Source organism: Palleronia salina (assembly GCF_900141995.1).
In the GTDB taxonomy this organism is placed as follows: Bacteria; Pseudomonadota; Alphaproteobacteria; order Rhodobacterales; family Rhodobacteraceae; genus Palleronia; species Palleronia salina.
On sequence record NZ_FQZA01000013.1, the window covers coordinates 1 to 15,233 of the forward strand.

Here is a 15,233-nt window from a genome sequence, read left to right on the forward strand (position 1 = left end):
TCATCTTGTCGAGGGTCAGGTCGGAGACAGCACGCCGGAGCCGCTGGTTCTCTGTCTCGAGCTCCTTGAGTCGCTTCAGCTGATCGCGGCTCATGCCGCCATACTGCCTGCGCCACCGGTAGTAGCTCTGCTGCGTGATGCCGACCTGGCGCACCGCATCACCGACCGACAGCCCTTGGCCTTGCAGCACCTCAACCTGCCGCAGCTTCAGAACGATGTCTTCGGGCTTCTCTCGCTTCCCAGCCATTCTCTGGTCCTCTCCATGACGGGATCATTCTATCCCAGTGGGCGGACCACTTCAGAGGGGGCATTTCACCCGACAAAGCTCACCTCCAATATTACACTTGTTGAAGCGTGGTCGGAGAGGTTCGAACTTGTCATGGTGTTTGACGTCGACACTTACGGACCGGGGATTCCGAGGGAATTCGTCAACGAGGTTGCCGACTACTGCGCAAATCCTGTTTCTCGTCTCTTCCTCGACAGAGGCGCGACTATTACCACCATCTATCGAAATAATTACGGCATGGACATGTGGTCGAACTCGGTTGACGGCATGAAGTGTCCTCTGACAACAAAATGACGCGCTACCCGCCTGCGTCAGCAGGCCGCTTTGTGCCAATATTTGTGCCAATACCTGTACCAAGCCTCATAGCGCAGATCATTAATTATCGTTATATTTCAGATACTTATGAGGCGTTGGTGTAGGTTCTGGAGATTTCAAATCTCTCCGGCAGCACCATCGGATTACCGGAAACCCAGGTTAACAGCCTTCGTGACGGCGAGGACACGCAGCGGCGTTGTCCTGAGCACGCGGTATTAACGTCCGGTCAGGGCGGTATTTTTCTTTCCAGCGTTAGTTTGTGCCGCTGCCGCCCGCGCGCCGCTCAGGACGCCTTTTCCATCCGCGCCACCACTTCTTCCGCGCGGTGGCAGGCGACGCGGCCCGTGCCGAAGGGGCGCAGTTGCGGACGTTCCTCGCGGCAGCGATCCACCACGAAAGGGCAGCGCGGGTTGTACGCACAGCCGGGCGGCGGGTTGATCGGGTCGGGGATCTCGCCCTTCGGCGGATCGACCTCGCGCCCGAACCCGTCCAGCTGCGGCGCGGCCTCGAGCAGCATCTGCGTGTAAGGATGCGCGGGCCGCGCGTTCAGGTCCCCGGGGGCGGCTTCCTCGACAAGGCGTCCCAGGTATAGCACGCCCACCGTGTCGGCCATGTGGCTGACCACCGTCAGGTCGTGGCTGATGAAAAGGTAGGTCAGCCCGTAATCGTCCTTCAGGTCCGACATCAGGTTCAGCACCTGCGCCTGAACGCTCACATCCAGCGCCGAGGTCGGCTCGTCGCAGACGATGAATTTCGGCTCGGACGCCAGCGCACGCGCGATGCAGATGCGCTGCCGCTGCCCGCCCGAGAACTCGTGCGGGAACTTTCCCGCGTCGTCGGCCGACAGGCCCACCTGTTTCAGAAGCCGCTCGGCCAGGCCTTGCGTCTTGCCGCCGCGCGCAGCCACCGGTTCGGCGATGATGTCGCGCACCTTCCAGCGGGGGTTCAGGCTGGCATAGGGATCCTGGAAGATCATCTGGATGTCGCTGCGGACCTTGTCGATCCGCGCGCGATCCGTCTCGGTATCCAGGTTCACGCCCTCGATCTCGACGGCGCCCTCGGACGGGTCCAGCAGGCCCACCAGCATCTTGCCGATGGTCGATTTGCCCGAGCCGCTTTCACCCACGAGCGCGTAGGTCGTGCCTTCTTCGATCTCGAAGGACACGTCGGACACGGCGACCAGCTTGCGCTTGGGCAGGCGTTCGATCACCCGGTTCAGCCAGGGTTTCGAGACGTCGAAACGGCGGGTCAGGTTCTTGACGGTGACAATGGCGGTCATTCGGCGGCCTCGGATTCGGGGCTGTTGACGGGGTGCCAGCAGGCGGCCCGCCCGTTGCAGGCGGCCAGGGTCGGCGCCGGGTCGGCGCGGCAATCGTCCTGCGCCTTGGGGCAGCGCGGATGGAAGGGGCAGCCGGGTGGAAGGTGGCCCAGCCGCGGCATGGAGCCGGGGATCTGGTGCAGCCGTGCGCGCCCCGCGCTGGCCGCGGGGGTCGAGCCCATCAGGCCTTCCGTGTAGGGATGGCGGGGGCGGCCCAGCACCTCGGCCACGGGGCCCAGCTCGGCCAGGCGGCCGGCATAGACCACCGCGACCCGGTCGGCCGTTTCGGCGATCACGCCCATGTCGTGGGTAATCAGCATCACCGACGTGTCCCGCTCACGACAGAGCCGCCGCAGCAGCGCGATGATCTGCGCCTGCACGCTCACGTCCAGCGCGGTGGTCGGCTCGTCCGCGATGACCAGCGACGGCTCGGCACAAAGCGCAAGGGCGATGACCACCCGCTGGCGCATGCCGCCCGAGAATTCGTGCGGATAGCTGTCGATGCGATCCGCCGCGCCGGGGATGCCGACCTCGTCCAGCGCTGCGATGGCGCGCTTGCGCGCCTCGGCCTGCGAGATGCCCAGGTGCTCGATCATCGTCTCCGAAAGCTGGTCGCCGATGGTCAGAAGCGGGTTCAGCGACGTCAGCGGATCCTGGAACACCATGCCGATCTCGGCCCCGCGCAGCTTGCGCATCCTGGCGTAGGGCAGGTTGTCGATCCGCTGGCCCTTCAGCAGGATCTCTCCGCCCGAGATATGGGCGGGCCGGTCCAGCAGGCCGATCACGGCGTTGCCGGTCATGGACTTGCCGGCGCCGGATTCGCCCACCACGCCCAGGATCTCGCCCGGCGCGATGTCGAAGCTGACGCCGTCCACGGGCTTCAGCACCGCGTGGCGGGTGGGAATCTCGACCACCAGGTCGCGGACGGACAGGACGGCGTCGGTCATTTCAGCCTCGGGTTCAGGGCGTCGCGCAGCCAGTCGCCCAGCAGGTTCACGGACAGTGCCAGGGCCAGCAGCGTCAGGGCGGGGAAGAACAGGATCCACCACTCGCCCGAGAACAGGAAACCCTGGCCGATGCGGATGAGCGTGCCCAGCGACGGCTGCGTCGGCGGCGCGCCCACGCCCAGGAAACTCAGCGTCGCCTCGGCGATGATGGCGAGCGCCAGGCTGATGGTGGCGATCACCAGAACCGGGCTCAGCACGTTGGGCAGGATGTGGCGCAGCATGATGGCGGGGCCCTTGCGCCCGATCAGCCGCGCCGCCTGGACGTATTCGCGCCCTGCCTGCACCAGCGTGGCGCCCCGCACCACCCGCGCGAACTGCACCCAGTCCGACAGGCCGATCGCAAGGATCAGCACCCAGATCGCCATCTGGTCACGGTATCCCACCGGGGTCACGCCCTTGGCGATCCCGAAGATCAGCATGGCCACCAGGATCGACGGGAAGGTCAGCTGGATGTCGGCGATGCGCATGATGATCGTGTCGACCCAGCCCCCGACATATCCCGCGATAAGCCCGAGCGTCACGCCCAGCACCATCGCGAACAGCACCGCCGAGACGCCGACGAACAGCGAGATGCGCAGCCCGTAGAGGATCGTCGAGAAGACGTCGCGCCCCTGGTCGTCGGTGCCCAGCAGGAATGTCTCGTTGGTGAAGGCGTTGGGCGTGCCGGGCGGGGTGAACCCGTTCATCAGGTTCAGCGCGCCGGGATCGAACGGATCCACCGGCGCGATGAGCGGCGCGAAGATCGCGGCCAGCACGATCAGCAACGCGACGGCGCTGGCGATGATCGCCACCGGCGAATGGCGGAACTTCCAGGCGAAGTCCGACTCCCACGCCCGGCCGAAGCGCGATCTGGGGGTCGGCTTCTCGGCGCTGGCATCGGTGTGGCGGCTGGCGCCCTGGCTCGCGTCGCTCATGTCAGTGTCCCTTGCCGCGGCCCGCCCGCAGGCGCGGGTCGATGGCGAAATAAAGAAGATCCACGATCAGGTTGATGCCCACGAACATGACCGAGATCAGCATGAGGTAGGCGGCCATGACCGGGATATCGACGAACTGGATGGCGTTGATGAACAGAAGGCCCACGCCCGGCCACTGGAACACCGTCTCGGTGATGATGGCGAAGGCGATGATCGCGCCCAGCTGCAGGCCCGTGACGGTGATGACCGGCACCAGCGTGTTCTTCAGCGCGTGGCGGAAGTTGACGGCGCGCTCGCGCAGCCCGCGGGCCCGGGCGAACCGGATGTAGTCCTGGCGCAGCACCTCCAGCATTTCCGACCGCACCAGCCGCATGATCAGCGTCATCTGGTACAGCCCCAGCGTGATCGCCGGCAGGATCAGCGCCTTCAGCCCCGAAGACGTCAGGAAGCCCGTGGACCAGCCGCCCACCTGCACCACCTCGCCCCGCCCGAAGGATGGCAGCCACGAAAGCTCGACCGCGAAGACCCAGATCAGCAGGATGCCGATCAGGAAGGTCGGCAGCGACACCCCGATCAGCGAGATCGACATGATCAGGTTCGAGGCCACGCCGTCGCGCCGGATGGCGGTGAAGACCCCCAGGCCGATGCCCAGCGCCATGGCGAAGAGCGCCGAGACCGCCGCCAGCTCCAGCGTCGCTGGCGCGCGTTCCAGCAGGATCTCGGATACCGGGCGGCCCTGCCGGTAGGACACGCCGAAATTGCCCTGCGCGGCGTTCTGCAGGAAATTCCAGTACTGCACGACGAAGGGCTGATCGAGCCCAAGCTGCTGGCGCAGCCGCTCGATATCGGCCTGGGTGCGTTCCTGCCCCAGCATGTTGTCGATGGGGTCGCCCACGAAGGTGAACATGGAAAACGCCACCAGCCCCACCACCAGCAGGACGATGATCGACTGGAACACCCGGCGCAGCACGAAAGCCAGCATCTCAGGCGGCCCCCGCCATCGGCGTGATCGTCGGGAAAATCGGCATCGGCTTCATCTTTCCAGAAATACCTCCGGGGGTCCGGGGGCTGGCCCCCGGCCGTTTCAGTTCACGCGCACCCAGCGCAGGATGAAGAAATCGTCGGGCCGCTGGACCAGCTCGATGCTCTCGCGCGCGCCCCAGACCAGCGGCTGCACGTAGAGCGGCACGTAGGCCACTTCGTCCTGGATGATCGCGGCGGCCTCGTCCAGCAGCTCCTGGCGGCGGGTGTCGTCGATCTCGGACTGGATCATCGGCAGGATCTCGTCGATCCGGTCGTTCGAGAAGCCGCCGAAGTTCCAGGTGCCCAGGTTGCCCTCGGGCGTGGCGACCAGGAACCGGATCGGGTGCTCGGCGTCGAAGGTGCCGGGCGACCAGCCCAGCAGGAACATGTCGAACGCGTCGTCGCGCAGCTCGGGCCAGTAGTTGCGCACCGGCATGGTTTCCAGCTCGGCCTCGAGTCCGACCTGCGCCAGCATCGACACGATGGCCTGGCAGACGGCTTCGTCGTTCAGGTAGCGGTCGTTGGGGCATTTCAGGCCGAACGAGAACCCGTCGCCGTAGCCGGCCTCGTCCAGCAGGGCGCGGGCTGACTCGACATCCTGGGTGACGCCTTCGGCGTTCGGCTCGGAAAAGCCGCGCATGGCGGGGCTGACCAGCTGGCTGGCCGGTTCGGCATTGCCGCGCATGATCGTCTGCAGGATCGCGGGGACGGAGATCGCCTGCGCCACCGCGCGGCGCACGCGCACGTCCTGGAACGGGTTCGGCGCACCGGCATCGGCGCCGAATTTCAGCTGCGCGTGGTCGTGGCCCACGCCCAGCATGATGACGCGCGCCTCGATCCCCTTGATGACCTTCACGCCCTCGCGGGCGTCCAGCCGCTCGGCGTCCTGGATGGGCACGGGGTTGATCATGTCCACGTCCCCCGAGATCAGCGCGGCCACGGCCGTCGCCGGGTTCTGGATCGGGGTGAAGATCGCCTCGGTGATGTTGTGCTCGGCCTCGCCCCACCAATCGTCGAAAGGCGCCAGCGTGGTCTCCAGACCCGGCTCGCGCCCGGTCACCCTGAAGGCGCCCGTGCCGTTGGCGTTCAGCGTCGCGTGGTTTCCCTGCTCCTTGTCGGGGCGGGCGGTGTTGTTCTCCTCGGCCCAGCCACTGTCCATCATCATCCAGTTTGCGATGCTGTCGGGAAAGATCGGGTTGGGCGCCGAGGTGAAGATGTCGACGGTGTACTGGTCCACCTTCTCGACGCGCGAGACGGGGGCGAACCACGACGACACGTCGGATTGCTCGGACGATGCACGCTCGTAGCTGAAGATCACGTCGTCGGCGTCGAAGGTCGCGCCGTCGTGGAACGTGACGCCCTCGCGCAGGGTGAACCGCCAGCCTTCGCCATCGCCGATGGGCTCCCATCCGGTGGCGAGCGCGGGTTCGATCGTCATGTCCTGCCCGCGCCGGACGAGGCCCTCGTAGACATTGTTCAGGAAGCCCAGCACGGGCGTCGAGCTGACCGCGTGCGGGTCGAGCGTCTGCGGGTCGGTCTGCCCCGCCCAGCGGAAGGTCTCGGCCGCGGCGGGCGCGCCGAGCGCGAGGGCGGTGAGGGTCATCGTTAGGAATCGCATGGCGGCAGCCTTTCGCATGGGGAACGGACGCGGTCGAGGGTAACGCCTTTGGCCAATCTGTCACGCATCTTGCGTCTACGCGTGTCGGGGCCCGGCCGTCGCATCGGCGCGAAACGCGCCCGATGGAAAAACGCGGGGGCGGCCGATCGTGGCGGCCGCCCCCGGAACTTCAGTCCCCGAGGGGATCAGTTCATGCTGAAGTACTTGAACTTCGGCTGGTCTTCCGGCTGGACTTCGGTGTCGACCGAACCCGACAGACCCCAGTTCAGCACCTGGTGGTGGACCGGCAGGTACAGCGTTTCCGACTGCACGGTGTCCCAGATCTCGGCGATGGTCGCGTTGCGCGCGTCCAGGTCGGTGGTCGAGGCCAGGCTCACGATCTTCTCGTCAAGCTCGGGGTTGGAATAGCCGGTGGCGTTCCAGGACCCCAGCTCGTCGCCACGGGTGTGCACGAGGAAGTTGAAGACGTATTCCGAATCGAAGGTCGGAACGCCCCAGCCCAGCATGTAGAAATCCGTGGTCCCGTTCGAGATCAGCGGGAAGTGCTGCGCCTTGGGCTTGCTGTCCAGGTTCACGGTGATGCCGGCCTGGGCCATCATGCCCACGACCGCCTGGCAGATCGCTTCGTCGTTGATGTAGCGGTCGTTGGGGCAGTCCAGCTGGATCGAGAACCCGTCGGGATAGCCCGCGTCGGCCAGCAGTTGCTTGGCGGCTTCCATGTCGCCTTCCGGCACGGCGTCCAGCTCTTCGGTCCAGCCGTTCACGAAGGGCGGCATGATGACGCCGGTGGGCTGGCTCTGGCCGCGCATGACGACCTGCTGGATGGCGTCGCGGTTGATCGCCATGTTCATGGCTTCACGCACGCGCACGTCCGACAGCGGGTTCGCGCCCTCGACATCGTCGTTCTCGATGTCGTCGGCGCCCACGTTCATGCCGAAGAAGATCGTCCGGTTCTGCGGCGCGTTCTTCACCTGCAGGCCGTCCGAGCTGTCCACGCGCTCGAGGTCCTGGACGGGCACGTCCTGGATGAAGTCGACTTCACCCGACAGCAGGGCGGCCACGCGGGTGGCGGCGTTCTGGATCGGGGTGAACTCGATCCGGGTCACGTCCATGGGGAATTCGTCCATGCCCCAGTAGTCCTCGTTCTGGACCAGCACGGTGCGGACGTCCGCCTCGCGGCTTTCCAGCATGTACGGGCCGGTGCCGTTGGCATTCGCCGCGGCAAAGGTGGTCTCGCCGCCTTCGTAGTCCTGCACGTCCACGGCGCCGTTGGCCTCGGCCCAGCCCTTGTCCATCATGAACAGGTTGGTGAGGTTGGACGGCAGGATCGGGTTCGGACCGTCGGTCACGAATTCCACGGTGTTGCCTTCGCCGGCGCGCACTTCGACGATCGAGTTCAGCAGCTCCTTCATGTCGCTGTCGGGCGACTTGGCGCGCTCGATCGAGAAGATCACGTCCTCGGCGTCGAAGGTCTCGCCGCCGTGGAAGGTTACGCCTTCGCGCAGGGTGAAGATCCAGACATTGGGATCGTCTTCGCTCACGGCCCAGTCGGTGGCCAGCGCGCCTTCCAACTCGCCCGCGGTGTCGCGCAGCAGCAGCGGCTCGTAGATCTGGTGGGCCAGCGTGTGGGTCGGGCCCTCGTTCTGGGCGTGCGGATCCAGCGTCAGGCTGTCGCCCGCGCGCGCCCAGCGCAGCGTTTCGGCCGAGGCGGCGCCGGCAAGAATGCCCAGCGCAGTCGTGGCCAGCAAAGCGGTTTTGGTGAGTTTCACTTGAGGTCTCCCTGGTTTGTTTTCCGGGGAAGGTAATCGGCGCGTGGCGCGAATGGCAAGCCTGCCACGCTTCACGTTGCGGCAACCGGCGGTCGGGCCGCGCCGCGTCGATGAAATCCCGCGCGCCCTGCGCCCTGCGCGGGCAAGGCGCGTCCCGTGTCGGGCTTTGGCGTTGCATATCCCGCGCGCCTGTCGAAAAGTCCGCCCCGGGACAAACACCGGGGAGACGAAGATGAAACACCTTCTGCTTGCGACGGCGGCCTGCGCGATCGGCGCCACGGCGGCGATGGCCGACGTGAAGGTCGGCATGATCACGACGCTGTCGGGCGGCGGCGCCGGCCTGGGCATCGACGTGCGCGACGGCTTCATGCTGGCCATCGAGCAATCGGGCCGCGACGACATCGAGGTCGTGATCGAGGACGACCAGCGCAAGCCCGACATCGCCGTGCAATTGGCCGACCGGATGATCCAGTCCGAAGAGGTCGACGTGCTGACCGGCATCATCTGGTCCAACCTCGCCATGGCGGTGGTGCCGTCGGCCACCGCGCAGGGCAAGTTCTACCTGTCGCCCAACGCGGGGCCGTCGCAGCTGGCCGGGCGGGGCTGCCACCCGAACTATTTCAACGTGGCCTGGCAGAACGACAACCTGCACGAGGCCGCTGGCGCATATGCGTCCGAGGTCGGCTATTCCAACAGCTTCATCCTCGCGCCGAACTACCCGGCCGGGCAGGACGCGCTGACCGGCTACAAGCGCCTGTTCGAGGGCGACATCGCGCAGGAGACCTTCACCCAGCTGGGCCAGACCGACTATGCCGCCGAGATCGCGGCCATCCGCGCCTCGGACGCGGACTCGGTCTATTTCTTCCTGCCCGGTGGCATGGGGATCTCGTTCCTCAAGCAATATGCGGACAGCGGCGTGGACAAGCCGGTGATCGGCCCCGCGTTCAGCTTCGACCAGGGTATCCTGCAAGCCGTGGGCGACGCCGCGCTGGGCGTCACCAACACGTCGCAGTGGTCGAAGGACCTGGACAACGCGGCCAACCAGGCCTTCGTCGAAAGCTTCGTCGCGGAATACGACCGGCTGCCGTCGCTTTACGCCAGCCAGGGCTTCGACACCGCGAACCTGCTGATCTCGGCCATGGAAAAGGCGGACGTGTCCGACCAGGACGCCTTCCGCGCCGCGCTGGAAGAGGCCGATTTCGATAGCGTCCGGGGCGATTTCCGCTTCGGCTCGAACCACCACCCGATCCAGACGATCTATGCCCGCGAGGTGATCGAGGAAGACGGTGTCTACACCAACCGCATCATCGGTACCGCGCTGGAAGACCACGCCGACGTCTACGCGGCCGAGTGCAACATGTAATGCGACCGCCCCGGCCCTGAGCCGGGGCGTGCCCACCCGAAAGACCCCATGTCCGCCATCCTACTGATCGAGCAGGTCCTGAACGGGCTGCAATTCGGCGTCATGCTGTTTCTCATGGCGGCCGGGCTGACGCTGATTTTCGGGGTGATGGGCCTGATCAACCTGGCCCACGGCTCGCTTTACATGGTGGGCGCCTTCGCGGCCGCCGCCGCGGCGGCCGCAACCGGGTCCTTCGCGCTGGCGCTGGTCGCCGCGCTGTCGGCCGCAGCGCTGGCCGGGGTGCTGATCGAGGTCGCGGTGATCCGCAGGCTCTACGACGCGCCGCATCTGGACCAGGTGCTGGCGACCTTCGCGCTGATCCTGGTCTTTTCCGAGGGCACGCGCTGGGTCTTCGGCTCGTTTCCCCTGTATCTCGACATTCCCGACGCGTTGTCGGGGCCGGTGACGCTGCCCGGCGGGATCCAGTATCCACTCTACCGCCTGGCGCTGATCGGCGTGGGGCTGGTGGTGGCGGCGGGATTGTGGTGGCTGACCCAGCGCACGCGGCTGGGCATGCAGATCCGCGCGGGCAAGGACGACCGCGAGATGATCGCGGCGCTGGGCGTCGACATCTCGAAGCTCTACACGCTGGTCTTCGCGCTGGGCGCCGCCCTTGCCGGTCTGGCCGGCGCGCTGGTGGGCGCGATCCAGTCGGTGCAGGTCGGCATGGGCGAGCCGGTCCTGATCCTGGCCTTCGTCACCATCGTCATCGGCGGCATCGGGTCCATCAAGGGCGCCTTCATCGGCGCGCTGCTGGTGGGGCTGACGGATACGCTTGGCGGCATCTTCCTGCCGCTGATCCTGACGGTCGCCATGGCGCCCGAGGCCGCCGCCCAGACCGGCGCGGCGCTGGCGTCGATGCTGATCTACATCCTCATGGGCGCCGTGCTGGTCTGGAAGCCCACGGGCCTGTTCGGCGGCGCGCGGCCCGCATGATCCCCGAGCGTCTGGTCACCATCGGCGCCGTCGCCGGGCTTTTGGCCGTCGCCCTGGGCGCGTGGGCGCTGGGTGAGATATTCACCATCACGCTGGCCACGCGCGCGGCGATCCTCGCGCTGGCCGCCACGGGCCTGAATATCGCGCTTGGGTACGGCGGGCTGGTCAGCCTGGGCCACGCGGCCTTCTTCGGCCTTGGCGGCTATGCCATGGGAATCCTCGCCTTCCACGCGCAGAGCTACACGCCGCTGGAGCTGGGGTCGCTGACCATCGAGGGCACCAAGTCCATGCCGGTCATCTGGCTGGTGGCCGTCTGCGTCTCGGCCCTTGCGGCCTGGGTGATCGGGCTTCTGTCGCTGCGCACGGGCGGGGTCTACTTCATCATGATCACGCTCGCCTTCGGGCAGATGTTCTACTATTTCGCGATCTCCTGGTCGGCCTACGGGGGCGAGGACGGCCTGCCGATCTACCTGCGCAACAGCTTTCCCGGCGTCGACACGCTGGTGCCGGTGCAGTTCTTCGGCCTGTGCTTCGCGGCGCTGGTGCTGGCGCTTCTGCTGTCGGCGCGGCTGCGATCGGCGCCGCTGGGTCTGGCGCTGAACGCCGCACGCCAAAGCCCGGCGCGGGTGGCGGCCGTGGGGATCTCGCCCACGCGGGTCAAGCTGGTTGCCTTCGTCATCTCGGGCGCGATCACCGGGCTGGCCGGTGCGCTGTACGCCGATCTGAACCGCTTCGTGTCGCCCGCGATGTTCAGCTGGCAGCTGTCGGGCGAGCTGATCGTTCTGGTGATCCTCGGCGGTGTCGGGCGGCTGGCGGGGCCGGTGATCGGCGCGTGCCTGTTCGTGACGCTGGAGCATTGGCTGGGGGGGCTGACTGATTTCTGGCACGTCTGGCTGGGCGCGATCCTGCTGGGCGTCGTGCTGTTCGCGCGCGGTGGTATCGTCGGGCTGCTGACCGGCAAGGCAGGGCCCCATGTCTGACGCGGTGCTCAGCACCCACGGGCTGCGCAAGTCCTTCGGCGCGCTGCTGGCCACCGACGGCGTGTCGCTGGATCTCCGGCCCGGCGAAATCCACGCCGTGATCGGGCCGAACGGCGCCGGCAAATCCACCCTGATCGCCCAGATCTGCGGCAGCCTCGCCCCAGATGCGGGGCAGGTGCGGCTGGACGGGATCGACGTGACCGCCGCAAAGCCGGCCCAGCGGGCGCGCCGGGGGCTGGCGCGGACCTTCCAGGTCTCGGCCCTGGCGATGGAAGATACGGTGCTGGAGAACGTGACGCTGGGCGCCACCGGGCGCGACGGCGGCGGGTATGGTCTGCTCCGCCGGGCGTTGGGGCGGGGCGACCGGCACGACCGCGCGCTGGCGGCCATCGACCGCGTCGGGCTGGGCGGCGTCGCCGACATGCCGGCCGCGGCGCTGTCCCACGGCCAGCGCCGCCTGCTCGAGGTCGCCATCGCGCTCAGCCTCGCGCCCCGGGCCTTCGTCATGGATGAACCCATGGCGGGGCTCGGAGGCGAAGGCTCGGCCGAGCTGACCCGATTGCTCGATGCCTTGCGGACCGAGGCGCCGATCCTGCTGGTGGAGCACGACATGGACGCGGTCTTTGCCCTTGCCGACCGGATCAGCGTGCTCGTGGCGGGCCGGGTCATCGCGTCGGGCCGCGTGGACGAGGTGCGCGCCGACCGCCAGGTGCGCCGCGCCTACCTGGGGGACCTGTGAGCCGGCTTCTGCATATCGAGGGCCTGCAGGCGGGCTATGGCGCGGTGCCGGTGCTGTTCGACGTGTCGCTGGACCTCGCGCCGGGGCAGGTGCTGGCGCTGATGGGCCGCAACGGCATGGGCAAGTCGACCACGATCAAGTCGATCTGCCGGATGATCCCGTCGCAGGGCACGCTGCGCTTCGACGGCCGCGACCTGCACGCGCTGCCCAGCCACCGCGCGGCGCGGCTGGGGCTGGGCCTTGTGCCCGAGGGGCGGCGCTGCTTCGCCGGCCTCACGGTGCTGGAAAACCTCGCCGCCGCCGCGCGGCCGGGACCCTGGAGCCGCGCCGCCGTGGGCCGCCTGTTCCCGCGCCTGACCGAGCGTGGCACCCAGTTGGCCGCTTCGCTGTCGGGCGGCGAGCAGCAGATGCTGGCGATCGGCCGCGCGCTGATGACCAACCCGCGGCTTCTGATCCTCGACGAGGCGACCGAGGGTCTGGCCCCGCTGGTCCGGGCCGAGATCTGGGATGCGATCGCCGAGCTGAAGGGGGCGGGCCAGTCGATCCTGATCGTCGACAAGTCCCTGCGCGACCTGCGCAAGCTGGCCGACAGCGCGGTGATCCTCGAACGGGGCCGCAGCGTCTGGTCCGGGCCGATGCGCGGGCTTGACGACGACACGGCGCACCGGCTGCTGGGGGTCTAGGCGACCGCTTGCATGCCCCGCGCTTTCCCCTGATCTTGGCGCTAACATGAAATGGGAAGGACGGCACATGTATCTGGGCATCGATCTTGGAACCTCGGGGGTGAAGACCCTGCTCATCGACGAGGCGGGCGCGCCGGTCGGCCAGGCCGACTCCGCCCTCACGGTGGAGCGGCCCCATGACGGGTGGTCCGAGCAGGACCCCGCCCAGTGGATCGGCGCGACCGAGGATTGCCTGTCGCAGCTTTCCCGGACCCACGACCTGTCGCGGGTGGCGGGGATCGGGCTGTCGGGCCAGATGCACGGTGCGGTTTGCCTCGACGCCGCCGATGCCGTCCTGCGCCCCGCGATCCTCTGGAACGACACCCGCGCCCACGCCGAGGCCGCGCGCATGGATGCCGAGGGGCCGTTCCGCGCGGTGACCGGCAACATCGTCTTCCCGGGCTTCACCGCGCCCAAGCTGGCCTGGATGCGCACCCACGAGACCGAGCTGTTCGACCGCACCGACTGCGTGTTGCTGCCCAAGGACTACCTGCGCCTGTGGCTGACGGGCGAGCGGGTGTCCGAGATGTCGGATGCCGCCGGGACCAGCTGGCTGGACATGGCCGCGCGCGACTGGTCCGACGCGTGCCTGAGCGCCACCGGCCTGTCACGCGATCACATGCCGCGCCTTGTCGAAGGCGCCGCGCGGGCGGGCGACCTGCGCGCCGACCTGGCAAGCCGCTTCGGCCTGCGGGCGGGGATCCCCGTCGCGGGCGGGGCAGGGGACAACGCCGCCACCGCCGTGGGCATGGGCGTTCTGGGCGAAGGCCAGGGCTTCGTGTCGCTGGGCACCTCGGGCGTGCTGTTCGCCGCGACCGAGGGGTATCGCCCCAACGCCGACAGCGCGGTGCACACCTTCTGCCACGCGCTGCCCGAGACGTGGCACCAGATGGGCGTGATGCTGTCGGCGGCCTCGGCGCTCGACTGGCTGGCCGGCATCCTCGGCGCGACGCCCGGCGACCTGGTGGCCGAGCTGGGCGACACGCCCGCGGCGCCCGGCCCCGTCACCTTCCTGCCCTACCTGTCGGGCGAGCGGACGCCGCACAACGACGCAAGCCTGCGCGGCCTGTTCCACGGGCTGGGGCACGCGACCGGCCGGGCGGACCTGACGCGCGCGGTGCTCGAGGGCGTGGCGCTGGGCCTGGGGGAATCGTCGGCCGCGCTCGCGGCGGCGGGCACCAAGCTGGACCGGATCGCGGCCACCGGGGGCGGCGCCCGGTCGCAGCACTGGCTGAAGATCATCGCATCGGCACTTGAGGTGGAAATCGACCTGCCGGAGGCGGGGGATCACGGCGCGGCGCTGGGGGCGGCGCGGCTTGGCGCCATGGCCGCCGGAGAGGACTCGGACGCGTTCCGCAGCCAGCCCACCGTCGCCAGCACCGTTTCGCCCGATGCCGCGCTGACAAGCGCGCTGCGTGAACGGGCCGAACGGTTTGCCGGTCTGCGCGACGCGGCGCGGCTGGATCAGTAAAGTCCGGCCTCGCGCGCGATCAGCGCCGCCTGGGTGCGGTTCGCCACGCCCAGCTTGCGGTAAAGCGTTTTCATGTGAAGCTTGACCGTCGGTTCCTGCACGTCGAGATCGCGCGCGATCTCCTTGTTGGCCTTGCCTTCGGTCAGGCCGCGCAGGACCTGCTGCTCGCGCTTGGTCAGGTTCCGGGTCAGCGGGTGGGTCGCCGCGCTGTCCATGGCGTTCAGGAACTCGACCGGGGCGTAGATCTCACCCAGGGCCATGAACTTGACCGCGTTGACCATGGACTTCGCCGACATGGTCTTTGGCACGACACCCGCCGCGCCAAGCTCGATCGCGCGTTCCGCGGTTTCGCGCGTGCAGCTGCCCGACATCAAGGCCACGCGCTGCCCGCCACGCGCGCCCAGCATCCGGGTCAGGCCGTTCAGCCCGTCCATCCCGGGCATCTTCAGGTCCAGAAGGATCAGGTCGAAGGGCGCGCTGCTTTCGACGAGAGCAAGGGCCGTGTCGAGGTCGCCCGCGCAGTCCACCTCGAATCCGCCCTGGCTTTGAAGATATTCCACCAGTGTGTCGCGCAGCAGATCGTGATCGTCCGCGATCAAGACTCTCATAAGCATAGTCCTTGGCCCACTCGCCATTTTACACACCGCATACGTGTGCAGAACCCGAAAAATGATAAATGATACTGTGCGGAGCGAACATAACACTTCGTGAAGGTTGGGTGAGTATGCATAAT

The 15,233-nt window shown here is 67.8% G+C and carries 15 protein-coding genes; 7 read left to right on the forward strand and 8 right to left on the reverse strand.

Annotated elements, in window-relative coordinates; translation table 11 throughout:
- Window positions 1–247 (reverse strand): transposase (locus tag BUB76_RS14810; protein ID WP_073129576.1); only part of this gene is annotated, 247 nt, incomplete at its 3' end.
- A gap of 15 nt (window positions 248–262) precedes the next feature.
- Here BUB76_RS14810 and BUB76_RS17715 point away from each other — a divergent pair.
- Window positions 263–580, forward strand: coding sequence for a hypothetical protein (locus BUB76_RS17715; RefSeq protein ID WP_139250889.1), 318 nt, complete (start codon window positions 263–265; stop codon window positions 578–580).
- Window positions 581–884: 304 nt separating this feature from the next.
- On the opposite strand, the gene BUB76_RS14815 is transcribed toward BUB76_RS17715, so the two are convergent.
- From BUB76_RS14815 to BUB76_RS14840, 6 genes are all read right to left on the reverse strand, one after another.
- Window positions 885–1,880: an ABC transporter ATP-binding protein gene (locus tag BUB76_RS14815; protein ID WP_073129577.1), complete on the reverse strand. Its 996-nt coding sequence runs from the start codon at window positions 1,878–1,880 to the stop codon at window positions 885–887.
- A complete protein-coding gene (locus tag BUB76_RS14820) occupies window positions 1,877–2,866 on the reverse strand; it encodes an ABC transporter ATP-binding protein (RefSeq protein WP_073129578.1) in 990 nt (329 codons plus the stop codon). Before BUB76_RS14820 ends, BUB76_RS14815 begins: the two co-directional genes overlap by 4 nt.
- Window positions 2,863–3,840, reverse strand: coding sequence for an ABC transporter permease (locus BUB76_RS14825; protein ID WP_073129579.1), 978 nt, complete (start codon window positions 3,838–3,840; stop codon window positions 2,863–2,865). The genes BUB76_RS14820 and BUB76_RS14825 overlap by 4 nt, the downstream gene beginning before the upstream one ends.
- Before the next feature lies 1 nt (window position 3,841).
- Window positions 3,842–4,822 (reverse strand): ABC transporter permease, encoded by a 981-nt coding sequence (locus BUB76_RS14830; RefSeq protein WP_073129580.1) that lies wholly within the window; start codon window positions 4,820–4,822, stop codon window positions 3,842–3,844.
- A 102-nt stretch (window positions 4,823–4,924) separates the two neighbouring features.
- Window positions 4,925–6,466 (reverse strand): ABC transporter substrate-binding protein, encoded by a 1,542-nt coding sequence (locus tag BUB76_RS14835; protein WP_236737932.1) that lies wholly within the window; start codon window positions 6,464–6,466, stop codon window positions 4,925–4,927.
- Between the two features lie 200 nt (window positions 6,467–6,666).
- Window positions 6,667–8,250: an ABC transporter substrate-binding protein gene (locus BUB76_RS14840; protein ID WP_073129582.1), complete on the reverse strand. Its 1,584-nt coding sequence runs from the start codon at window positions 8,248–8,250 to the stop codon at window positions 6,667–6,669.
- A 232-nt stretch (window positions 8,251–8,482) separates the two neighbouring features.
- On the opposite strand from BUB76_RS14840, the gene BUB76_RS14845 reads away from it, so the two are divergent.
- The 6 genes from BUB76_RS14845 (at window position 8,483) to xylB (ending at window position 14,500) form a co-directional block, all read left to right on the forward strand.
- Window positions 8,483–9,613, forward strand: a complete 1,131-nt coding sequence (locus BUB76_RS14845; protein ID WP_073129583.1) for an ABC transporter substrate-binding protein — start codon at window positions 8,483–8,485, stop codon at window positions 9,611–9,613.
- A gap of 48 nt (window positions 9,614–9,661) precedes the next feature.
- Window positions 9,662–10,588, forward strand: a complete 927-nt coding sequence (locus BUB76_RS14850) for a branched-chain amino acid ABC transporter permease (protein WP_073129584.1) — start codon at window positions 9,662–9,664, stop codon at window positions 10,586–10,588.
- Window positions 10,585–11,568 (forward strand): branched-chain amino acid ABC transporter permease, encoded by a 984-nt coding sequence (locus BUB76_RS14855; protein ID WP_073129585.1) that lies wholly within the window; start codon window positions 10,585–10,587, stop codon window positions 11,566–11,568. The genes BUB76_RS14850 and BUB76_RS14855 overlap by 4 nt, the downstream gene beginning before the upstream one ends.
- Window positions 11,561–12,307, forward strand: coding sequence for an ABC transporter ATP-binding protein (locus tag BUB76_RS14860; protein ID WP_073129586.1), 747 nt, complete (start codon window positions 11,561–11,563; stop codon window positions 12,305–12,307). The genes BUB76_RS14855 and BUB76_RS14860 overlap by 8 nt, the downstream gene beginning before the upstream one ends.
- On the forward strand, window positions 12,304–12,990 hold the full coding sequence (locus BUB76_RS14865; RefSeq protein WP_073129587.1) for an ABC transporter ATP-binding protein: 687 nt from the start codon (window positions 12,304–12,306) through the stop codon (window positions 12,988–12,990). Before BUB76_RS14860 ends, BUB76_RS14865 begins: the two co-directional genes overlap by 4 nt.
- A 67-nt stretch (window positions 12,991–13,057) precedes the next feature.
- Window positions 13,058–14,500: a xylulokinase gene (gene xylB / locus BUB76_RS14870; protein ID WP_073129588.1), complete on the forward strand. Its 1,443-nt coding sequence runs from the start codon at window positions 13,058–13,060 to the stop codon at window positions 14,498–14,500.
- Here xylB and BUB76_RS14875 read toward each other — a convergent pair.
- A complete protein-coding gene (locus BUB76_RS14875; RefSeq protein WP_073129589.1) occupies window positions 14,494–15,108 on the reverse strand; it encodes a response regulator transcription factor in 615 nt (204 codons plus the stop codon). The genes xylB and BUB76_RS14875 overlap by 7 nt on opposite strands.
- Window positions 15,109–15,233: the final 125 nt, after the last annotated feature.

What these genes read in the sequence shown, in the direction of transcription:
- BUB76_RS14830 (WP_073129580.1), bottom strand. Translation starts at nt 4,822, where the DNA reads ATGCTGGCTTTCGTGCTGCGCCGGGTGTTCCAGTCGATCATCGTCCTG.
- BUB76_RS14815 (WP_073129577.1), bottom strand. Translation starts at nt 1,880, where the DNA reads ATGACCGCCATTGTCACCGTCAAGAACCTGACCCGCCGTTTCGACGTC.
- BUB76_RS14845 (WP_073129583.1), top strand. Translation starts at nt 8,483, where the DNA reads ATGAAACACCTTCTGCTTGCGACGGCGGCCTGCGCGATCGGCGCCACG.
- BUB76_RS14860 (WP_073129586.1), top strand. Translation starts at nt 11,561, where the DNA reads ATGTCTGACGCGGTGCTCAGCACCCACGGGCTGCGCAAGTCCTTCGGC.
- BUB76_RS14820 (WP_073129578.1), bottom strand. Translation starts at nt 2,866, where the DNA reads ATGACCGACGCCGTCCTGTCCGTCCGCGACCTGGTGGTCGAGATTCCC.
- BUB76_RS14825 (WP_073129579.1), bottom strand. Translation starts at nt 3,840, where the DNA reads ATGAGCGACGCGAGCCAGGGCGCCAGCCGCCACACCGATGCCAGCGCC.
- BUB76_RS14855 (WP_073129585.1), top strand. Translation starts at nt 10,585, where the DNA reads ATGATCCCCGAGCGTCTGGTCACCATCGGCGCCGTCGCCGGGCTTTTG.
- xylB (WP_073129588.1), top strand. Translation starts at nt 13,058, where the DNA reads ATGTATCTGGGCATCGATCTTGGAACCTCGGGGGTGAAGACCCTGCTC.
- BUB76_RS14875 (WP_073129589.1), bottom strand. Translation starts at nt 15,108, where the DNA reads ATGAGAGTCTTGATCGCGGACGATCACGATCTGCTGCGCGACACACTG.
- BUB76_RS14850 (WP_073129584.1), top strand. Translation starts at nt 9,662, where the DNA reads ATGTCCGCCATCCTACTGATCGAGCAGGTCCTGAACGGGCTGCAATTC.
- BUB76_RS17715 (WP_139250889.1), top strand. Translation starts at nt 263, where the DNA reads ATGACGGGATCATTCTATCCCAGTGGGCGGACCACTTCAGAGGGGGCA.
- BUB76_RS14835 (WP_236737932.1), bottom strand. Translation starts at nt 6,466, where the DNA reads ATGACCCTCACCGCCCTCGCGCTCGGCGCGCCCGCCGCGGCCGAGACC.